The organism is Streptomyces spororaveus, assembly GCF_016755875.1.
In the GTDB taxonomy this organism is placed as follows: Bacteria; Actinomycetota; Actinomycetes; order Streptomycetales; family Streptomycetaceae; genus Streptomyces; species Streptomyces spororaveus.
This window is the reverse complement of sequence record NZ_BNED01000005.1, coordinates 86,524-106,279: the sequence shown is the minus strand read 5'-3', so window position 1 is coordinate 106,279 and position 19,756 is coordinate 86,524. Positions and strand designations below refer to the sequence as shown.

Below are 19,756 nucleotides of genomic sequence, written 5' to 3'. Positions count from 1 at the left end.
CGCAGCCGCTTTACCGTCTCTTCCCAGCCACGCGCAAGGCTTCAACAAGAAAATCCTTGATGGCGCACTAGACTGGTGGGTTGTTTGGCGCTGGTCCGGAACAACCTGGGCAGACCCGGGCTCCGCCGGCGACCCGGATGCAACCGGGAACGAGACGCGAGGGCCGATGGCAGTCACACCTGAGCGCGGTGAACTCACTCTGCTCGACGACGCGGAGACGCTGGAGGAGGCCGGCAAGTCCGCCCGCTTCACCGCCGGGCCCGCCGCCCCCACCCGCACCCTCGTCGACGTCTTCGAGGCGACCGTACGGACGCACCCCGACGAGCTCGCCCTCGACGACGGCACCACCCGATTGACCTACCGGGCGCTCGCCGCCGAGGTCGAGCGCCGGCGCCGGGCCCTCGCCGCCGCCGGAGTCGGACTCGGCGACCGGGTCGGCGTACGCGTGCCGTCCGGGACCAACGAGCTGTACGTGGCCGTCCTCGCCGTCCTCGCGGCCGGCGCCGCCTACGTACCCGTCGACGCCGAGGACCCGGACGAGCGCGCCGACCTGGTCTTCGGCGAGGCCGGCGTCCGCGCGGTGCTCGGCGGGGGACAGCGCATCCACTCCGGCCGTGCCGCGGAATCCGGCGCCCGCGCCGCCGCCTCCCGCCCCGGCCCCGAGCACGACGCCTGGATCATCTTCACCTCCGGCTCCACCGGCAAGCCCAAGGGCGTCGCCGTCAGCCACCGCAGCGCCGCCGCCTTCGTGGACGCCGAGGCCGCCCTGTTCCTCGCCGAGGAGCCCATCGGCCCCGGCGACCGCGTCATGGCCGGGCTCTCCGTCGCCTTCGACGCCTCCTGCGAGGAGATGTGGCTGGCCTGGCGCTACGGCGCCTGCCTCGTGCCCGTACCCCGCTCCCAGGTGCGCAGCGGCGCCGACCTCGGCCCCTGGCTCGTGGAGCAGGAGATCACCGTGGTCTCCACCGTGCCGACCCTGGCCGCCCTCTGGGAACCCGAGGCGCTCAACGAGGTCCGGCTGCTGATCTTCGGCGGCGAGGCCTGCCCGCCCGAACTCACCCAGCGCCTGGTCACCGAAGGCCGCGAGGTCTGGAACACCTACGGCCCCACCGAGGCCACCGTCGTCGCCTGCGCCGCCCTCCTGACCGGTGAGGAGCCGATCCGGATCGGCCTCCCGCTGAACGGCTGGGAACTGGCCGTCGTCGACGAGTCCGGGGAGCCGGTCCCCATGGGCGGCAGCGGCCAGCTCGTGATCGGCGGCGTGGGCCTCGCCCGCTACCTGGACCCCGACAAGGACGCCGAGAAGTACGCCCCGCTCGAATCCCTCGGCTGGCAGCGCGCCTACCGCAGCGGCGACCTCGTACGCGCCGAACCGGAAGGGCTGGTCTTCCTCGGCCGCGCCGACGAGCAGATCAAGCTCGGCGGCCGCCGGATCGAGCTGGGCGAGGTGGACGCCGCGCTCCAGGCCCTGCCCGGCGTCGCGGGCGCCGCCGCCGCCGTCCGCACCGCCCGCAGCGGCAACCAGCTGCTCGTCGGCTACCTCGTCACCCAGGAGGGCTGGGACCACGCGGCAGCCGTCACGCGGCTGCGCGCCGAGCTGCCCGCCGCCCTCGTCCCGCTGCTCGCACCCGTCGCCGAACTGCCGACCCGGACCTCCGGCAAGGTCGACCGGAACGCGCTGCCCTGGCCGCTCCCCGAACTGGAGACCTCCGGGCCCGTCGAACAGCTCTACGGGACCGAGGCCTGGCTCGCCGAGCAGTGGAGCGAAACCCTCGGCGTGACCGTCACCGGCGCCGCCGACGACTTCTTCGCGATCGGCGGCAGCAGCCTCGCCGCCGCCCAGCTCACCACCCGGCTGCGCACCCGCTACCCGAGCGCGGCCGTCCTCGACATCTACCAGCAGCCCACCCTGCGCAAGCTGGCCCGGCGCCTGGAGAAATCCGTCCAGGACGACACCGCGGCCCGCACCGTCGCACCGGTCCCGCCGCGCTCCCAGGTGGCGCAGTCGCTCCTGCTGGTCCCGCTGTTCACCCTGGTGGGTCTGCGCTGGACGGTGGCCCTGCTGGCCCTGGGCAACGTACTGCACCACTTCGGGCCCTTCCCGTGGGCGCCGACCGCGTCGTGGTGGCTCGTCGCCGCCGGCGCGGCGCTGCTCTACAGTCCGCCGGGCCGCCTCGCGATCGCGGCCGGCGGCGCCCGCCTTCTGCTGCGCGGGGTGCAGGCCGGACGTCACCCGCGCGGCGGCAGCGTCCACCTGCGGCTGTGGACGGCCGAGCGGCTCGCCGAATGCGCCGGAGCCACCTCCCTCACCGGCTCCTGGCTCGAACGCTACGGCCGGGCCCTCGGCGCCAAGATCGGCCCCGAGGTGGACCTGCACTCCCTGCCCCCCGTCACGGGCATGCTCAAACTCGGCCGCGGCTGCGCCGTGGAGTCCGAGGTCGACCTCTGCGGCCACTGGCTGGACGGGGACCACCTGGAGATCGGCGCGATCAAGGTCGGCGCGGGCGCGGTGGTCGGCACCCGCAGCATCCTCTTCCCCGGCGCGCGCGTCGGAAAGCGCGCCGAGGTGGCCCCCGGGTCCGCCGTCGTCGGACAGATCCCGACCGGCCAGCGCTGGGCCGGCGCACCCGCCGGGAAGCTCGGCAGGGCCAAGCACAACTGGCCCAAGGAACGCCCGCCGCGCGGCCTGCCCTGGCGGGCCGCCTACGGGGCGGCCGGCTTCGGCCTCACGGCCCTGCCCGTGCTCGCCGCCGTCCCCGCGCTGCTCGTGGCAGGCCGCTTCGTGCCCGCCGACGCCGGGCTCACCGAAGCACTGCGCGGAGCGCTGCTCGCCGTGGTGCCCGCGGCGCTCGCCTTCGGGTTCGCGTACGCGGCCCTGCTGCTCGTCTCCGTACGACTGCTCAGCCTCGGGCTGCGGACCGGAACCCATCCGACGCACAGCAGGGTCGGCTGGCAGGCCTGGACGGTCACCCAGCTGATGGACCTGTCCCGCGAGACGCTCTTCCCGCTGTACGCCGGGCTGATCACACCGGTGTGGCTGCGGCTGCTCGGCATGAAGATCGGCCGGGGCGCCGAGGTGTCCACCGTGCTCGCCCTGCCGAGCCTCACCACCGTCGGCGAGGGCGCCTTCCTCGCCGACGACACCCTGACCGCCCCCTACGAGCTCGGCGGCGGCTGGGTGCGCATCGGCCACTCCGAGATCGGCCGCCGCGCCTTCCTCGGCAACTCCGGCATGACGGCCCCGGGCCGCACCGTCCCCGACGACGGGCTGGTCGGCGTCCTGTCCGCCACCCCGAAGAAGGCCAAGAAGGGCAGCTCCTACCTGGGACTCCCACCGGTCCGGCTGCCCCGGTCCACCGCGGACGCCGACCAGAGCCGCACCTACGAGCCGCCCGCGCGGCTGCTGTGGGCGCGCGGCCTGGTGGAGCTGTGCCGACTCGTCCCGGTGTTCTGCTCCGCGGCCCTGGCCGTGCTGACCGCGGCGGCGCTCTGCGCCCTGACCACGCGCGCCGGCCTGGGTCTCTGGGTCACCGCGCTGCTCGGCGGATTCGTCCTGCTCGCCGCCGGACTGGCCGCCTGCGTGGTGTCGGTGACGGCCAAATGGCTGCTGGTGGGCCGGCACCGGACGGGGGAGCACCCGCTGTGGAGCGGCTTCGTGTGGCGCAACGAGCTGGCCGACACCTTCGTGGAGGTACTGGCCGTGCCGTGGCTGGCCGGTTCGGTGCCCGGCACGCCGGTTCTGGCCCTGTGGCTGCGCGCGCTCGGCGGCCGGATCGGCCGGGGCGTGTGGTGCGAGAGCTACTGGCTGCCCGAGACGGACCTGGTGGTGCTGGGCGACGGGGTCAGCGTGAACCGCGGCTGTGTGTTGCAGACGCACCTCTTCCACGACCGGATCTTGAGGACGGATACTGTGGTGCTCCGCGAGGGCGCCACCCTGGGCCCGGGCGGAATCGTCCTGCCCGGGAGCACGGTGGGGGCCCGGAGCACACTGGGCCCCGCATCCCTCGTGATGGCCGGGGAATCCGTCCCCGCCGACACCCGCTGGCTGGGCAATCCGATCGAGGCGTGGCGGTCCTGACCGGACCGCAGGCGCCGCGGCGGGCGGCAGGGCGGCGCCGGCACACCGGTACCACAGCACGTCGTACGAGCACAGCGCAGGGAGCGGAAGCGGCAGTGAGCGGCCAGAGAACAGAGCCTTCGGACCCGTACTTCCCGGCCAACGGCGACTCCCGTTACCGAGTGCACCGGTACGAACTCGCACTGGAGTACCGTCCCGGTCCCAACCGGCTCGCCGGTACGGCCCGGCTCAGCGCGATCGCCGGGCGGGCGCCGCTCGCCGAGTTCCACCTGAATCTGGCCGAGTTCAGAATAGGCCGGGTCCTGGTGAACGGCCGGGCTCCGCACTACACCCACCGCGGTGGCAAACTGCGCATCCGCCCGGCCAAGCCGCTGTCCGCCGGCTCCGCCTTCACCGTCGAGGTGCACTGGGCGGGCAACCCCAAGCCGGTGCGCAGCCCCTGGGGCGGCATCGGCTGGGAGGAACTGACCGACGGCGCGCTGGTGGCCAGCCAGCCCGTCGGGGCGCCCTCCTGGTACCCGTGCAACGACCGGCCCGCCGACAAGGCCTCGTACCACATCTCCGTCAACACGCCCTCCCCGTACACGGTCGTGGCCGGCGGCCGACTGCTCACGCGCACGACGAAGGCCAGCACGACCACCTGGGTCTACGAGCAGTCCGCGCCGACCTCCAGCTACCTGGTCAGCCTGTCCATCGGCATGTACCAGACGGTGCTCCTCGGCGACCCCGGCCTCGGCGGAGTCCCGCAGAGCGCGCACGTGCCGGCGCACCTCCTGCCGCGCTTCTCCCGCGACTTCGCCCGGCAGCCCGCCATGATGGCCTTGTTCGAGGACCTCTTCGGGCCCTACCCCTTCGGCGAGTACGCGGTGGTCGTCGCCGACGAGGAACTGGACGTCCCCGTGGAGGCACAGGGCCTGTCCACCTTCGGCGCCAACCACGTGGACGGAGTCCGCGGCTCGGAACGCCTCATCGCCCACGAACTCGCACACCAGTGGTTCGGCAACAGTGTGACCATTGCCGACTGGCGGCACATCTGGCTGAACGAGGGCTTCGCGAAATACGCCGAATGGCTCTGGTCGGAACGCTCCGGCGGCCGCACCGCGCACGAGCTGGCGACCGCCGCACACCGGCTGCTGGCCTCGCAGCCACGGGACCTGAGGCTGGCCGACCCCGGCCGCAAGCTGATGTTCGACGACCGCCTGTACCAGCGCGGCGGCCTCACCCTGCACGCGATCCGCTGCGCGCTGGGCGACAGCGCCTTCTTCCGCATGCTGCGCGACTGGGCCACCGTGCACCGCCACGGGGTGGTGTCCACCGTGGCCCTCACCCACCACGTGGCCCGCTACGCGGCCGAGCCGCTGGACGACCTGTTCACCGCCTGGCTGTACGAGCCCGCCCTCCCGCCCCTGCCGGCGCCGGCCCGCCCCGCGATACCGGCGAGACCCGGATACCCGCCGACGAACGCCGGCTCCAAGGGGGGCCGGGGCAAGACACCCCCTAGGTGAGGGGCATCCGGGCCCGCACCTGCCAGTCGCCCTCGGCGGTGGCCTCGGCCCGGAAGGTGCCGCCGGCCAGGGTGACGCGGTCCCGCAGATCCTTCAGCCCGTAACCCGGGCGGGAGGTCCGGTGGGCCGTGCCGTCGTTGGTGATCCGCACGGCGGCCTCGTGGGGACGGACGCGCACGTGGACGCTGACGTGGCGGCAGTGGCGGGCGTGCTCGCGGATGTTGGTCAGCGACTCCACCGTCACCCGGTGCAGGGTGGCGGCCACCTCGGGCGGAACGGTGTCCGTCGGGCCTTCCTCGGTGAGGTGCGCCGGTACGCCGTTCAGGGCGAACCCGCGCACCAGCGCCCGCAGGTCGTCCATGTCGGCGGGCGCGGCCGGCGGGACGTCGCTCTCCCCGGCCCTGAGCCCGGCGACCATCCGCCGCATGGACGCGAGCGCCTCCGTGCCCGTCTCCTCGATGCGCTGCAGGGCAGGCGGGACCAGGTCGGGCCGCCTGGCGGCGACCGCCCGGGCGCCCTGGGCCTGCACCACGATGCCGGTCATGTGGTGGGCGACGTAGTCGTGCAGATCCCCGGCCAGCTCGATGCGTTGTTCGAGGCGGAGGCGGTGTGCGCGCTGCCGCCGGTCGGCCACCACCCACCGCGCGGTCACGCTCGCCCCCGCCACCAGGGCGGTGACCAGCGTGAGGCCGAGAGCGACGGCAAGGCTCCGCTCCTGCACGCCGATGGACAGGGGGCGCAGCACGACGGCCGCCGCCAGCAGCAGGGCGACGGGTCCGGCGGAGGCCGCCGGGCCCCGCCTGGTGACGAAGGCCAGGACGACCAGGAGGGCGACCGGCTCGAACGCCCCGTGGACGGCCGGGGTGCCGAGGGCGTCGTGGCCCAGGTGTACGGCCGCGGAGCCGGCCAGCGAGGCGGTGGCGGCGACGCCGCCGGCGTACGCGTACGACCGGGCTTCGCTGAGCAGGGGCAGGGCGAGGAGGACCGCGCCCACGACGACGGCCGACAGCGTGAGCCGTTCCTGCGGGGCCGGTCCGGTGAACGACCAGGCCGGCGCGTCCGACCAGACCGCGGCCGCGAGCGCACACGCCGCGAGGGACCGCAGCAGGACCGCCGCCTGGCCGGAAGCGGCGAGGAAGCGGAGGAGAGGAGACCACATAGCGCGCAGATTAGATCATCGGGGCGCCCGGTCCCTCCGCCAAAAGTCGTAGTCGCGCGGGCCGGGATCTGCGCTGCTCTCGCTACGCTTCCGTAGGGATTCGGGGAGTGGTGGCCACCCGTGCCGAGCGGCCCGCGGGTGAGCGGCCGTGACAGGCTGTCACGGGATTCAGGACATGTCTGTGCCGTCGGATTCGCCGCGCAGGACACAGAATTCGTTGCCCTCGGGATCGGCGAGGACGGCCCAGCCCGTGCCGTCCGGCTGCCGCCGGTCGGCGACCAGTGTGGCCCCGAGACCGAGCAGCCGCTCGACCTCCTCCTCGCGCGAGGTCGTCGGACGCAGGCACAAGTGGATCCGGTTCTTGACCGTCTTCGGTTCCGGCACCTGGTTGAAGTACAGCAGCGGGCCCTGCGCAAGCATGACCACGGTCTCCCGGTCACCCGGTCTCGTCTGCGGATGCAGCGAACAACCGGTCACTTCACCCCAGAAACGGGCCAATTCATACGCATCCGAACAGTCGATCGCCACGTTCTGCACCACGGAAACCATGCGGCTCAGCTTGCCCGAGCCGTATGCGGGCCGCCACCGAAATCGGCCTAGGCCGATTTCGTCCAGCGCTGTGATGCCTGTCCGCCGCAGGTGTTCGTCACCAGGCCGCCGCTCATGCCCAGGTCGAGGCAGCCCCCGCTGAAGTCGTTGCGGAGGCTGCCGCCCGCCCCCGTACGCCAGAGCCGGGCGGTGCCCTGGGAGCAGTCGCCGACGAAGACGGCCTGGCCGAGCATGTTGGCGTACAGGCAGCCGCCGCCCTGCTGGTTGACCAGTTCGAAGCTGCCGTCCGGCCTGCTCCGCACGGTCCACCGGGCGCTCGCGTCCGCGCAGTCGCCGTAGTCCGAGGCCCCGAAGACCTGCGTGACGCACTTGCCGTTGTTGCCGTTGCGGAAGCGGTAGGTGCCGGACGCGGGAGGCGCTGGGGGTGCCGGCGTCGTGGGCGCCGTGGACGTCCCGCCGTTGGAGGGGCGCGTGCCGCCGGAGCCGCCCGCGTTCGCGGGGTTGCCCGAGTTTCCGGCGCTGCCCGGGCCGGGCTGTGTGCCGCCGCCGGGGAGGGGTCCGGTGCCGGTCCCGCCCACACCTCCGCCCTGGCCTCCGCCCGCGCCTCCGGCGGCCGCTGCCGGGGGTCCGCCCGTACCGGCCTGTCCCGGGTCCTGGGCGGGCGGCTGCGCGGGCGACGCCGTACCCGACGGGCCGGTGCCCGCCGCTGCCGCCGGTGCCGTCGGGCCGGCCGGTGCCGTGACCGGGGTGGACGGGGAGGTCCCGGCCCGGGCCTGCGGCGCGGAGGCGTACGGCAGGTGCTGGATGGCGAGGGTGGTACCGCCCGCGACCACGACGACGGGCACGACGGCGAGGAGGACGCGGGTACGGCGGCGGCGCGTCGCCCGTTCCGGGCGGGCCGTGACCGGAGGAGCGGGGGCCGCGGGAGCGGACGGACCCGGGTCCTCCGGGGTCTTGCCGGTACCCGGCTCCGGTCGCGGCTCCGGTTCCGCCCGCTCGCCGGTGAGCGGGACGGTCGGTACGTCGGCCTCCCGCACGTCCGCGGCGAAGGCGGCCCGCTCGGCCAGGCGCTCCGCGACGGCCCCGGGCCACAGCGGGGCGGCGAACGGACCGTGCCCGGCGGCACGTTCGAGGAGTTCCGCGGCGGTGGGCCGCCCTTCGGGGTCCTTGTCGAGGCAGGCCGCGACGAGTTCGGCGAGGTCCGGCTCCAGCTCCCGCAGCGGCGCCAGGTCCGGCTCCTCGTGGACGATGCGGTACAGCACCCCGTGCCCCGACTCGTCGCCGAACGGAGGCCGGCCGCAGGCCGCGTACGCGAGTACGGAGCCCAGGGCGAACACGTCCGTGGCTCCGCTCAACCGCCTTCGGCCCGAGGCCTGTTCGGGTGCCATGTACGCGGGCGTACCCACGACCATGCCGGTGCGGGTCAGCTGGCTCTGCTCGGCGGCCCGGGCCACGCCGAAGTCGATGAGGGTGAGACCGTCGAGGGTCAGCATGACGTTGGACGGCTTGAGGTCCCGGTGCACCATGTCCAGCGCGTGCACCGCCGCGAGTCCCGCCGCGGCCTCCCGCAGCAGCAGCCACAGCGCCTCCGCGGGCAGCGGGCCGCCGTGCAGCGCGACGGCCTCCCTCAGGGTGAGCCCGGGGATGTACGCGGTGGCGAACCACGGGGGAGTGGCGGTGCGGTCGCTGTCGAGCAGCGGCGCGGTGGCGTCCGCGGGCAGCCGGGCGAGATTGTCCAACTCGTGGCCGAAGCGCCGCAGGAAGTCCTGGTCCTCCCCGACGACGGAGGACAGCAGTTGCTTGACGGCGACGTACCGTCCCTCGCGGACCCCGAGGTAGACGCGCCCCATGCCGCCGGCCCCGAGCCGGCCCGCCAGCGGGATCGACCCGATCCGGTGCGGATCCCCCGGCTCCAGCGGCTCGGCCCCGCTCCCCGTCAGCTCTAACACGTAAGCCCCGCTCGAATTAGAAACAGTTTCCAGAAATAAATCTAACCCCGATGATCCCGGGACGGCAACGCAGGCCGCCGAAGGCCGAGTTGATCCCGGTATCGGCCCGGCATCGCCCCGGCGAAGCCTCGGGTGGCATCCCCGCGCACCCCGCCTGGGTCGACCGCCGGGCCCCACTGCCCGCCCCCGGCAACGGTGGGATAATCCAGTTGGGGAGACAGATGTGACGCACTCGGATCGAGAAGCTCGGGCGACTCGAAGGGAGGAGCGTGGTGAGCACCCCCGCCGCTCGCATCGCTGACCTGCTGGAGGACGTGCCGACGGCCTCGAACCCGCCCGCCCGGTTCCCCGCTCCGGCCCCCGACCCGTCGCCGCGCACCGATGGTCCAACGCTCAACATCAGCGTGATCTGGGGCGACATCGCGCGGATCGCGGCCGATCTGCACGTCACGGGTCACTACCAGTCGGTAGTACCCGCCGCCGCGGAACTCGCCCTCGACCGGGCTATCTCCGTCGACCCCCGCCGCATCATCACGGAGCACACCAAGCTGGGCTGGATCGAGGCCCAGTTGGGCGAGGTCACGTACTTCCCGTGCAAGGAGGGCCCCGTGCGCTGCGCGGCGGTCGTCGGCATGGGACCGATGGGCACGCTGACGGAACGCCGCGCCGTCCAGATGTACGCCTCGTACCGGTGGACATGGACCTGCTGCGGGAACTCGTGGACCGGCTGACGGAACCGAGCCTCAAGGACGCGTGCGAACTGCCCGACCTGCTGTCCCGGTTCGTGGTGCCGCCGGACTTCCAGCGACTGCTCACGGACGACTCGACGGTGCTGCTGGAACTGGACCGGGACACGGCCTCCGTCCCCTGGGAGTTCCTGGCCGAGATCCAGCAGGCCGGGGTGGAGAAGCGCGACCCCCTGGCCATCCGTACCCAGCTGTCCAGACAGCTGCGGACGACCTATTCGCGGGTGATGACCGAGGGCCTGGCGGACGGACCGCTGCGCGCTCTGGTGATCGGAGACCCCGGAGACCCGGAGAAGGGTTTCCACCTGCCGGGAGCCCGCCAGGAGGCCCTCGCGGTGGCCTCCCGGCTCAAGGAGCTCGGAGCCAAGGTCAGCCTCTTCGTCGGCGCGGCGAACGCGCTGCGCCAGCCGGGCATCGACCCCGCCCGCCGCCTGGACGTGCTGCGGGTCCTGCTGTGCGGGGGCAACCACATCGTCCACTACTGCGGACACAGCGACTTCGATCTCTCCGGTACGGGACGGCGCTCGGGCTGGGTCTTCGCGGACGGCCTGCTGACCGCCCAGGAACTGGCGCTGCTCGAACGCCCGCCGCTGATCGTCGTGGCCAATGCCTGCTACACGGCCCGGCTCGGTGACGCCGGCGGCCCCGGCACGCCGGCCGGGACGCCCGGCCTCGCGGGCCGTAGCCCCTGGGGGAACCCGCAGGCCGCGCTGGTGCCGAGTCTCGCCGACGAGTTCCTGCGGATGGGCGTGGGGCACTTCATCGGGGCGGCCTGGCGGATCCCCGACGACCAGGGGATCTCCTTCGCCGACCAGTTCTACACGCACCTGTTCAAGGGCGGGCCGGGTGAGGCGGCCCCGACGGTGGGCGGCGCCGTCCGCGCGGCGCGCAGGCGCCTGTACGGGCTGCGCGAGCAGGGCCCTGACGCCCCCGGCGCCCCCGACGGTCCGGACGGCCCCGGCGGCCCGGACGCCGCGCCGAGCGGGCAGCGCTGGAGTTCCTGGGCCGCCTACCAGCACTACGGGGACGCGGCCGATCCGTTCGTCCGACCGGGGGGCACACCCTAGGAGGTCCGCTCATGGCCAGGATCCCGATGGCCGACGTGGTCGTACTGCTCCCCGGTATCGGCGGGAGCGTGCTGACCCGGAACGGCAAGGACGTGTGGGCGCCGTCCGCCTCGGCGGTACTGGGCGCGCTGTCGAGCCTGGGCGGCTCGCTGGAGTCCCTCGAACTCGGTGAGGACGACTGGCTCGTGGACGATCTCGGCGACGGGGTCGCCGCCGAACGCCTGGTGCCCGATCTGCACACCCTGCCCGGCCTCTGGAAGATCGACGGCTACACGGCGATCGAGAAGTTCCTGCTGGCGCGGTTCGACCTGCAGAAGGGCCGGAACTACTTCCCGTTCCCGTACGACTGGCGGCGCGACAACCGGGCCGCCGCCCGCAGGCTCGCCGAGCAGAGCGCCACCTGGCTGCGGGACTGGCGCGCGGCGAGCGGCAATTCCGCGGCGCAGCTCGTCCTGATCGGGCACTCGATGGGCGGGCTCGTCTCCCGCTACTTCGTCGAGGTGCTGGGAGGCTGGAAGGACACCCGGGCCATCGTGACCTTCGGGACCCCCTACTACGGCTCGCTCAACGCCGTCGAGTTCCTCTGCAACGGCTTCCAGAAGCGGATCGGCCCCTTCGAGAAGGACCTCACCCGCCTCCTGCGCTCCTTCACGGGCCTCCACCAGCTCGTACCGGTCTACCGGTGCGTCTACGGGCCGGACGGTACGGCGGTCACCCCCGCCAAGGCCGGGCTGCCCGGCTGGCAGCCGCAGTGGAGCAGCCGTCTCGGCGACTTCTTCGGTGAGACGGAGCGGGCGGCCACCGCCAACCGGCAGGAATCCGCCTGGGAATCCAACCAGGTGGTCTACCACCCCGTCGTGGGCATGGACCAGCCCACCCGGCAGTCGGCCCGGCTCGTCGACCACAAGGTCGAGACCCTGATGCTCCGCGGTGACGAGGACGAGGGCGGCGACGGCACCGTGCCCAAGCTCTCCGCCGCCCTCTCCGGTACCGAGGACGCCCGTACCTTCGTACCGCAGAAGCACGGGAGCCTGCAGAACCAGGGCGCGATGCTCGACCACCTCGGCGGCATCCTCCAGTCCCTGCACGACGTCCGCATCGACGATCTGCGCGCCGCCGTGACCTCGTGGTTCAGCTACCTCGGCGACGATCTCTACCTGGCCGACGAGCCCGTCGCCTGCGAGATCGGCGCCGTCAGCGAACTCGGCGAGGACGCACTGCCCGAGGTGCCGTCGCGACTCTCGGTGACCGCGCGGGCCACCGGACAGCCGGTGGTCGCCCGCGACCTCACGGTCCCGCGGCGGCGGCGGCAGGTCGAGATCGGCGTGCTGCCGCCGGGCACGTACGACCTCCTGATCAGCGCCGGCGCCGACACGGCCCCGCTGTCCGACGTCTTCGTCGTCGCAGGTCCGGAGGGTACGGACGGTACGCGCGTGACGGAGGGCTGAGGGCCGTCGGGTCAGCCGCCGACCGAGACGAGAATCGTGACAACGATTACATTCCGCCCCAAATAGCCCATCCAGCAGGGATCATTATTTCCCGTAATTGTCGTATATGGCTGCCATTGCGGCCCGCGCCGCCCGAGGGACCGGTCGGCGCCACGGGAGAGATATGGGACGCGTGCGCAGCTGGACGGTCAACCGACGGATCGCTCTGCCGGTGGCGGCGGCGGGAGCCGTCGTGCTCGGAGTGGGCGGCCTCTACGGAACCGCCCTCGCGGTCGGAGGCGACATCGAGCAGGGCACACGGGTCCTGGGCGTGGACCTCGGCGGCATGAGCCGGGCCGAGGCGCGCCAGGCGCTGACCCGGGAGCTCGGGCCCGCCGCCGCGGCGCCGATCAAGGTGAAGATCGGCGACCGGGTGGAGCAGGCCGATCCCGCCGCGCTGGGCCTCTCGCTCGACACCGACGCGACCGTCGACCGCGCCGCACGGTCCGGATACGGTCCGGTCACCGTGGTCGGCAGTCTCTTCGCCTCCGGCAGCCGCGACGTCGCGCCCGTGATCACCATGAACGAGCGGACGGCCCGTGCCGCGGTGGACCGCCTCGGTGAGAGCACCGAGCAGCGGGTCCGCGACGGCGCGATAGCGTTCGACAAGGGCACGGCGAAGGCCGTCACCCCGCTCCCCGGCGTGTCCCTCGTCGAAGAGAAGGCCGTCGGCACCCTGCGGGACGCCTATCTGCGGCCGCAGACGGATCCCGTCGTCCTGCCGGTGACGCGCACCGAGCCCCGCGTCGGCGCCGAGGAGACCGGACGGGCCATGCGGCAGTTCGCCGAGCCCGCGATGTCCGGACCCGTCACGCTCGCCGTCGCCGACAGGCGCATGTCCATCACCCCCGCGGTCCTCGGCGAACACCTGAAGATGCGGGCCGACGCACAGGGCCGCCTCGTACCGGACCTCGACTCCAAGAGCCTGCTCGCCGACCCCGCCGTGGCCCCGACGATCGACGAGGTCAGCCGCCCGCCGCGGAACGCCGCGCCCGGCCTCGCCGCGGACGGCCGCGTCGTGATCGCCGACCAGGGCCGTACGGGACGCAAGGTCACCCAGGAGGCGCTCGGCCGGGCCGTGCTGCCGCTGCTGACCCGCTCGGGCACGGCCCGCAGCGGCGAGGTCGCGACCGTGGCCGTCCAGCCGGACCTCACCGCCGACGAAGCGCGCCGGCTCGGCATCAAGGAGAAGGTCTCCTCCTTCACCGTGGAGTTCCCGGCCGCCCCGTACCGCACCACCAACATCGGCCGCGCCGTGGAGCTCATCAACGGCTCCGTCGTCATGCCGGGCCAGGAGTGGAGCTTCAACCGCACCGTCGGTGAGCGCACCCCCGAGAACGGCTTCGTCGACGGCATCATGATCAACGACGGTCAGTTCGTGAAATCGCCCGGCGGCGGTGTCTCGGCGGTCGCCACCACCATGTACAACGCCGCGTTCTTCGCGGGCGTCAAGCCGGTCGAGCACGGCGCGCACTCCTTCTACATCGAGCGCTACCCCGAGGGCCGGGAAGCCACCGTGGCCTGGGGCACCCTCGACCTGCGCTGGGTCAACGACTCCGGCCACCCCCTGTACGTCCAGGCCAGCTCGACCGACACGTCGCTGACGATCTCCCTCCTCGGCACGAAGAAGTACGACGAGATACGCGCGACCAAGGGGCCGCGCACCAACATCACGCCGCCCGGCAAGCGGACCGGCAGCGGCGACACCTGCGAGGTCCAGACCCCCCTGGAGGGCTTCGACGTCACCGTCGGCCGGACCTTCGTCCAGGGCGGCAAGGAAGTCAGGCACGAGGACTTCAAGACCCACTACACGCCGCGCGACGAGGTCACCTGCACCCCGGAGGGCGCGCCGGAGGCCTCTCCCGGCGCCACGCCCGGCACCACGCCCGGCGCCACCGGGCAGACGCCGCAGCCCTCGCAGACCCCCTCCGGCACGGCCGCGAACGGCGTCCGGACCGCGGCCCAGGGCCACAGCGACTGACGCCATCGGGGGACCAGGCGTGACAATCCGGGCGCATACCGTGCATGCCGGGGGCCGTGGGCGCCCGGAAGTGCTACAACTGGGTTCGTGACCATTCCTCGCCACCCGTGCCGGGCACGTCGGTGCGGTCACCTCTAGGCAACCGGAACAAGAGCGTCGCCGGACAGGTATTCGTCCTCCAGGTGGCGATCGTGGTGTTGCTCGCGGCCGGGGCCCTGCTGGCCCTGGTCCTCCAGTCGCGCCACGACACCGAACGCGAGGCACGCAACCGGTCGGTGTCCGTCGCCCAGACCTTCGCCCACTCCCTGGGCCTCCAGGACACCCTCAAGACGTCCGACCCGTCCAAGACGCTCCAGCCCCTCGCCGAGACCACGCGCAAGGCCGCCGGGGTGGACTTCATCGTGGTGATGGACACCAACGGCATCCGGTACAGCCACCCCCAGCCGGACCGCATCGGGAAACGATTCGTCGGCAACATCGAGCCCTCGCTGAAGGGTCAGGTCCACACCGAGAGCGTGGACGGCCCGCTCGGCAAGGAGATCCAGGCGGTCGTGCCGGTCACCGGGCCCGACGGCAAGGTCAACGCGCTGGTCTCGGCGGGCCTCACCGTCAAGAACGTCACCGGTGTCGTCGACCGCCAGCTCCCGGTCATCCTCCTGGCCATCGCCACCGGCCTCGCCCTGGCCACCGTGGGCACCGCGCTCATCAGCAGACGCCTGCGCCGCCAGACCCACGGGCTCGGCACGCAGGAGATGACCCGCATGTACGAGCACCACGACGCGGTGCTCCACGCCGTCCGCGAAGGGGTGCTGATCACCGACGGCGAAGGCCGGCTCCTGCTCGCCAACGACGAGGCCAAACGCCTGCTCGGGCTGCCGGAGGACGCCGACGGACGCCACATCGCCGACGTACCGGGCCTGGACCGCCGGATGGCGGACCTGCTGCTCTCCGGCCGCGAGGCCACCGACGAGGTCCTGGAGAGCGGGGACCGGCTGCTCGTCGTCAACCAGCGGCCCACCCACCCCCGCGGCCGGCCGGAGGGCGCCGCCATCACCATCCGCGACTCCACCGAGATGCAGGTCCTGACCAGCCGGGCGGAGACCGCCCGCAGACGCCTGAAGCTGCTCTACGACGCGGGCGGCGACATCGGTACCAGCCTCGACGTGGTGCGCACGGCCGAGGAGCTCGCCGCCGTGGCCGTCCCCCGCTTCGCGGACTTCGTCACCGTCGACCTGGCGGACCAGGTCATCGACGGCGAGGAGCCCCGCGCGGGCTCCGACATGCGCCGCACCGCGGTCAGCGGCATCCGCTCCGACCATCCGCTCTACCCCGTCGGCCGGCTCATCGACTTCCTGCCGTCCACCCCCCAGGCACGCGGCTACGGCACCGGCCGGGCCGAGCTGGTACCCCACCTGGCCGACGCGCCGGGCTGGCAGGCCCAGGACCCGCCGCGCGCCCAGGCCATCGTGGACTACGGCATCCACTCGCTCATCGCGGCCCCGCTCATGGCCCGGGGCGTCGTCCTCGGCGTGGTCAACTTCTGGCGGTCGCAGAAGCAGGAGCCCTTCGACGAGGACGAGCTGTCCCTGGCCGAGGAACTCGTCGCCCGCGCGGCGGTCAGCATGGACAACGCCCGGCGCTACACCCGCGAACACGCCCTCGCCGTGACCCTCCAGCGCAGCCTGCTGCCCCGCGCCCTGCCCGAGCAGAGCGCCATGGACGTGGCGCACTTCTACCTGCCGGCGCAGTCCGGGGTCGGCGGGGACTGGTTCGACGTGATCCCGCTGGCCGGCTGCCGCGTCGCCCTGGTCGTCGGAGACGTGGTCGGACACGGCCTGCACGCCGCCGCGACCATGGGCCGCCTGCGTACGGCCGTGCACAACTTCTCCTCCCTCGATCTGCCGCCCGACGAGATCCTGGCCCGCCTGGACGACCTCGTACAGCGCATCGACCACGACGGCGAGGGCGACGACGTGAACGGCGGCGTACTCGGCGCGACCTGCCTGTACGCCGTCTACGACCCGGTCTCCCAGCGCTGCACGGTCGCGCGGGCCGGCCATCTGCCACCCCTGGTGGTCGCCCCCGACGGCACGACCGAGATCGTGGAGCTGCCCGCCGGACCCCCGCTGGGGCTGGGCGGCATGCCCTTCGAGACCGCGGAGCTGGACCTCGCGGAAGGCAGCCAGCTCGTCCTCTACACGGACGGGCTGATCGAGGAACGGACCCGGGACATCGGCGAGGGGCTGGAACTGCTGCGCGCCGCCCTCAGCCACCCCGACCGGGACCCGCACGAGAGCTGCCGGGCCGTGCTCGACATGCTCCTGCCGCCCCGGCCCACCGACGACGTGGCCCTGCTCATCGCACGGACCCGGACGCTCGGCCCGGACCGGGTCGCCCAGTGGGAGGTACCGTTCCAGCCGAGCGCGGTCGGCGCGATGCGCAACGCCGCCGCGAAGAAACTCGACGAGTGGGGCCTGGGCGACCTCGGCTTCGCCACGGAACTGATCCTCAGCGAGCTGATCACCAACGCCCTGCGGCACGGCAGCGCGCCCGTACGGGTACGCCTGCTCCACGACCACAACCTGACCTGCGAGGTGTGGGACGGCAGCAGCACCGCCCCCCACCTGCGCTACGCCGCCACCACCGACGAGGGCGGACGCGGCCTCTTCCTGGTCGCGCAGCTCAGCGAGCACTGGGGCACCCGCTACACGCCCGAGGGCAAGGTCATCTGGGCGGAGCTGGCCCTGCCCGGAGGCGAGAGCGGCACGGAGGCCGCCCTCGCGGCCTTCCTGGACGTGGACGCCCTCTGACCCCCGGAGAGTCCTCCGAGGAGGTCAGGCACCCGCCCGCAGGGCCTTCAGCGCCGTCTCCAGCGCCTGCTCCGCCGGGACCGGGACGTCGGGAACGACCCCCACGCCCTCCCAGTTGCCGCCCGTGACGGTGTTGATCGTCCGGGCCGCCGGCACCGTCACGAGGACGTGCTCGGCGACCGCGTACCGGGCCGTCGGATGGGCGCCGCCCCGGGTGGTCGCCCCGACGAGAACGGCCCGCCCCTGCGCCTGGAGGGTGTACGCCACGTCCTCGCCCCCGGAGAAGGTGAACTCGCTCGTGAGGATGCGGACCGGCCGGTCCAGGTAGCGCGGGGCGGGCAGGTGCGCGACCGTCCAGTACTGGCGGGTCGTGTCCGAGGTCCGGTCGTAGATGTCGTTCAGGTGCACCTGGTCGTCGGGGAGGAAGTAGCTGCACCACATCGCGGCACCCTCCGGGGCCCCGCCGGAGCAGCCGCGCAGGTCCAGCACGAGGGCGGAGCTGTGCGCGACCAGCTGCATGGCCGCGCCGATCGCGCTCGCGCCCTCGACGGCGCTCGCGATCCGCCGGACCTCGATGAGCCCGATGTTGCCCTCCAGCCGCTCGACGCGCTGGATCCCCTGGTTCTCGGCCCGCAGCAGCGCCAGGAACGCGGCCTCCCCGCCGTCCTCGTCCACCGGGTCCAGCGACTGCGGCTCGTCCGTCCACAGCAGACGCAGGTGCTTGTCCGGGCAGACCTCCTGGAGATCGGCCGTCACCGTCTCGCAGAGCGCCGGCCCGTCCAGGTTCTCGTACGCACCCGCCGCCAGACGGCCCCGTATCGCGGCCCCGACGACGAGGGCCTTGTCGGGGAAGACGTAGCCCGCGCCGATCCGGTCCAGAGCGCGTTCGATGATCTCTTCGTTGGTAGGCATGGGGCCTGATGCTAGGCGTCAACACCCCTGCTGACCAGAGGTTTTCGTTCAGTCGGCGCCTGTGCCCGGCGCAGCGCCCGGGGCACCGCCGGGTTCGGTGAGCATGTCGTCGACGATCCGCATCCGGGTCTCCGGCAGGCGCTCCGCGATCGCCTCCACCATCATCGCGACCCCCTGCGGGTCGGGCGCCGAACAGCGGTCCCGCGCCTCCTCGTCGGGCCAGCGCGCATACGCCACCCAGGTACCGTCGTCCGCCCGGTGCAGCCGGGACCCGTAACTGCCGCACCGCGTGTGGATGGCGGCCGTCACCCGGTGCCAGCCGTCGGTGAACTGCTGCTCCATGCCCGGCCGCAGCCGCCACCGGTAGATCACAGCGAACACGCCTGGATACCTCCCCCGTCAGGATGTGGATCTTTCCTGGCCACCCTAGGGGGTGCCTTGCAGGACCGGGCGTGCGAGAAGAAACCTCGCGACCAGCGCCGACGCGCTCGTTACGATCGGCCGGTGCACCCCGAACCCCGCCCCTGGACCCCGTACCCGAAGATCCCCGCCAACACCCGGCTGGGCGAGGCCCGCGGGCGGAACTGGGTCGCCCACGAGAAGATCCACGGCGCCAACTTCGCCGTGGTGTGCGACGCTTCGGGCGCCTACCCCGCCAAGCGGCGCGAACTGCTCGCTGACGGCGGGCTGGACGACTTCTTCGGCGTCGGCCGGATCTGGCCCGCGCTGGCGGTCGCCGCGATCCGTTGCGCCCGGACCCTGCGCCAGGACACCGGAGCACCCGCCTCCGCGGTCGTCACCGTCTACGGCGAACTCGCCGGCGGCCGCTACCCGCACCCCGGCGTACCCGCCACGCCCGGAGCCGATCCCGTGCAGACCGGAGTCTGGTACGCCCCCGGACTCCTCTGGCTCCCCTTCGACGCCACCGTCACCGACGACGGCGGCACGCGCTGGATCGGGGACCGGACGCTGCGCGCCGCGGCCGCCGAGGCCGGGCTGCTCTGCGTCCCGCTGCTCGCCGAAGGCCCGCTCGCACGCCTCCAGGAGCTGCCGGTGGTCTTCCCCACCCGGCTGCCCGGCCTGCTGGGCCTGCCCGCGCTGCCCGACAACCTCGCCGAGGGCATCGTCGTCAAACCCGCCGACGGCTCCCGCGGACCCGGGCGCCCCATGGCGAAGGTGAAACAGCCCGCCTTCGCCGAGGACGAGCGGTACGACGGCTCCCGCCCCTACCAGGCGCCGCCCGACGGCGTGGCGGGAGTCCCCGGCTGGCTCCTCGCCCACGGCACCGGCCTGCTCACCCCGGCCCGGGCCGCGTCGGCCGTGAGCAAGCTCGGCCCCCGTACCCCGCCGGGAGACCTGGCCGCCGAGATCGCCCGCGACGCCACCGAGGAGGTGGCGCGGGAACTGGGCGGCCTGGACGGGACGGCGTACCGGGCCCTGGAGGAAGCCCTGCGCACCGGAGCCCTGGCCCTGGCCCGCTTCGACGCCGCCGACCGCCGCGCCTGACAGCACC

At 73.3% G+C, this 19,756-nt stretch carries 13 protein-coding genes; 8 read left to right on the top strand and 5 right to left on the bottom strand.

Annotated elements, in window-relative coordinates:
* Positions 1 to 166: 166 nt before the first annotated feature.
* Positions 167 to 4,078 carry a Pls/PosA family non-ribosomal peptide synthetase gene (locus Sspor_RS03060; protein WP_202197625.1) on the top strand — a complete coding sequence of 1,304 codons (3,912 nt, stop codon included), beginning with the start codon at positions 167 to 169 and terminating at the stop codon, positions 4,076 to 4,078.
* 95 nt (positions 4,079 to 4,173) lie between these two features.
* Positions 4,174 to 5,583, top strand: coding sequence for a M1 family metallopeptidase (locus Sspor_RS03055; protein ID WP_202197624.1), 1,410 nt, complete (start codon positions 4,174 to 4,176; stop codon positions 5,581 to 5,583).
* Here the strand turns inward: Sspor_RS03055 and Sspor_RS03050 are convergent.
* The 3 genes from Sspor_RS03050 to Sspor_RS03040 all read right to left on the bottom strand — a co-directional run bounded on the left by Sspor_RS03050 (position 5,576) and on the right by Sspor_RS03040 (position 9,240).
* A complete protein-coding gene (locus Sspor_RS03050) occupies positions 5,576 to 6,742 on the bottom strand; it encodes a sensor histidine kinase (RefSeq protein WP_202197623.1) in 1,167 nt (388 codons plus the stop codon). The two genes, Sspor_RS03055 and Sspor_RS03050, sit on opposite strands and share 8 nt — an antisense overlap.
* 168 nt (positions 6,743 to 6,910) lie before the next feature.
* Positions 6,911 to 7,291: a VOC family protein gene (locus Sspor_RS03045; protein ID WP_202197622.1), complete on the bottom strand. Its 381-nt coding sequence runs from the start codon at positions 7,289 to 7,291 to the stop codon at positions 6,911 to 6,913.
* 47 nt (positions 7,292 to 7,338) lie between these two features.
* Positions 7,339 to 9,240 (bottom strand): serine/threonine-protein kinase, encoded by a 1,902-nt coding sequence (locus tag Sspor_RS03040; protein WP_202197621.1) that lies wholly within the window; start codon positions 9,238 to 9,240, stop codon positions 7,339 to 7,341.
* Positions 9,241 to 9,512: 272 nt separating this feature from the next.
* On the opposite strand from Sspor_RS03040, the gene Sspor_RS03035 reads away from it, so the two are divergent.
* The 5 genes from Sspor_RS03035 to Sspor_RS03015 all read left to right on the top strand — a co-directional run bounded on the left by Sspor_RS03035 (position 9,513) and on the right by Sspor_RS03015 (position 17,331).
* Positions 9,513 to 9,971, top strand: coding sequence for a hypothetical protein (locus Sspor_RS03035; protein ID WP_202197620.1), 459 nt, complete (start codon positions 9,513 to 9,515; stop codon positions 9,969 to 9,971).
* Entirely contained in the window at positions 9,938 to 11,053 is a 1,116-nt protein-coding gene (locus Sspor_RS03030; RefSeq protein ID WP_237404251.1) for a CHAT domain-containing protein, read from the top strand. Before Sspor_RS03035 ends, Sspor_RS03030 begins: the two co-directional genes overlap by 34 nt.
* 11 nt (positions 11,054 to 11,064) lie before the next feature.
* The gene (locus tag Sspor_RS03025; RefSeq protein ID WP_237403631.1) at positions 11,065 to 12,501 is read left to right on the top strand and encodes a lipase/acyltransferase domain-containing protein; all 1,437 of its coding nucleotides are present in this window, start codon (positions 11,065 to 11,067) and stop codon (positions 12,499 to 12,501) included.
* A 163-nt stretch (positions 12,502 to 12,664) separates the two neighbouring features.
* Positions 12,665 to 14,521: a VanW family protein gene (locus Sspor_RS03020; protein ID WP_202197618.1), complete on the top strand. Its 1,857-nt coding sequence runs from the start codon at positions 12,665 to 12,667 to the stop codon at positions 14,519 to 14,521.
* A gap of 182 nt (positions 14,522 to 14,703) precedes the next feature.
* Positions 14,704 to 17,331, top strand: coding sequence for a SpoIIE family protein phosphatase (locus Sspor_RS03015; RefSeq protein WP_237404250.1), 2,628 nt, complete (start codon positions 14,704 to 14,706; stop codon positions 17,329 to 17,331).
* Positions 17,332 to 17,355: 24 nt separating this feature from the next.
* On the opposite strand, the gene Sspor_RS03010 is transcribed toward Sspor_RS03015, so the two are convergent.
* Together Sspor_RS03010 and Sspor_RS03005 are read right to left on the bottom strand one after the other, a co-directional pair.
* Positions 17,356 to 18,243 carry a S41 family peptidase gene (locus Sspor_RS03010; RefSeq protein ID WP_202197616.1) on the bottom strand — a complete coding sequence of 296 codons (888 nt, stop codon included), beginning with the start codon at positions 18,241 to 18,243 and terminating at the stop codon, positions 17,356 to 17,358.
* A gap of 48 nt (positions 18,244 to 18,291) precedes the next feature.
* The gene (locus tag Sspor_RS03005; RefSeq protein ID WP_202197615.1) at positions 18,292 to 18,624 is read right to left on the bottom strand and encodes an antibiotic biosynthesis monooxygenase family protein; all 333 of its coding nucleotides are present in this window, start codon (positions 18,622 to 18,624) and stop codon (positions 18,292 to 18,294) included.
* A gap of 123 nt (positions 18,625 to 18,747) precedes the next feature.
* Here Sspor_RS03005 and Sspor_RS03000 point away from each other — a divergent pair, with 123 nt between their 5' ends.
* Positions 18,748 to 19,749, top strand: coding sequence for an RNA ligase family protein (locus Sspor_RS03000; RefSeq protein WP_202197614.1), 1,002 nt, complete (start codon positions 18,748 to 18,750; stop codon positions 19,747 to 19,749).
* Positions 19,750 to 19,756 lie beyond the last annotated feature (7 nt).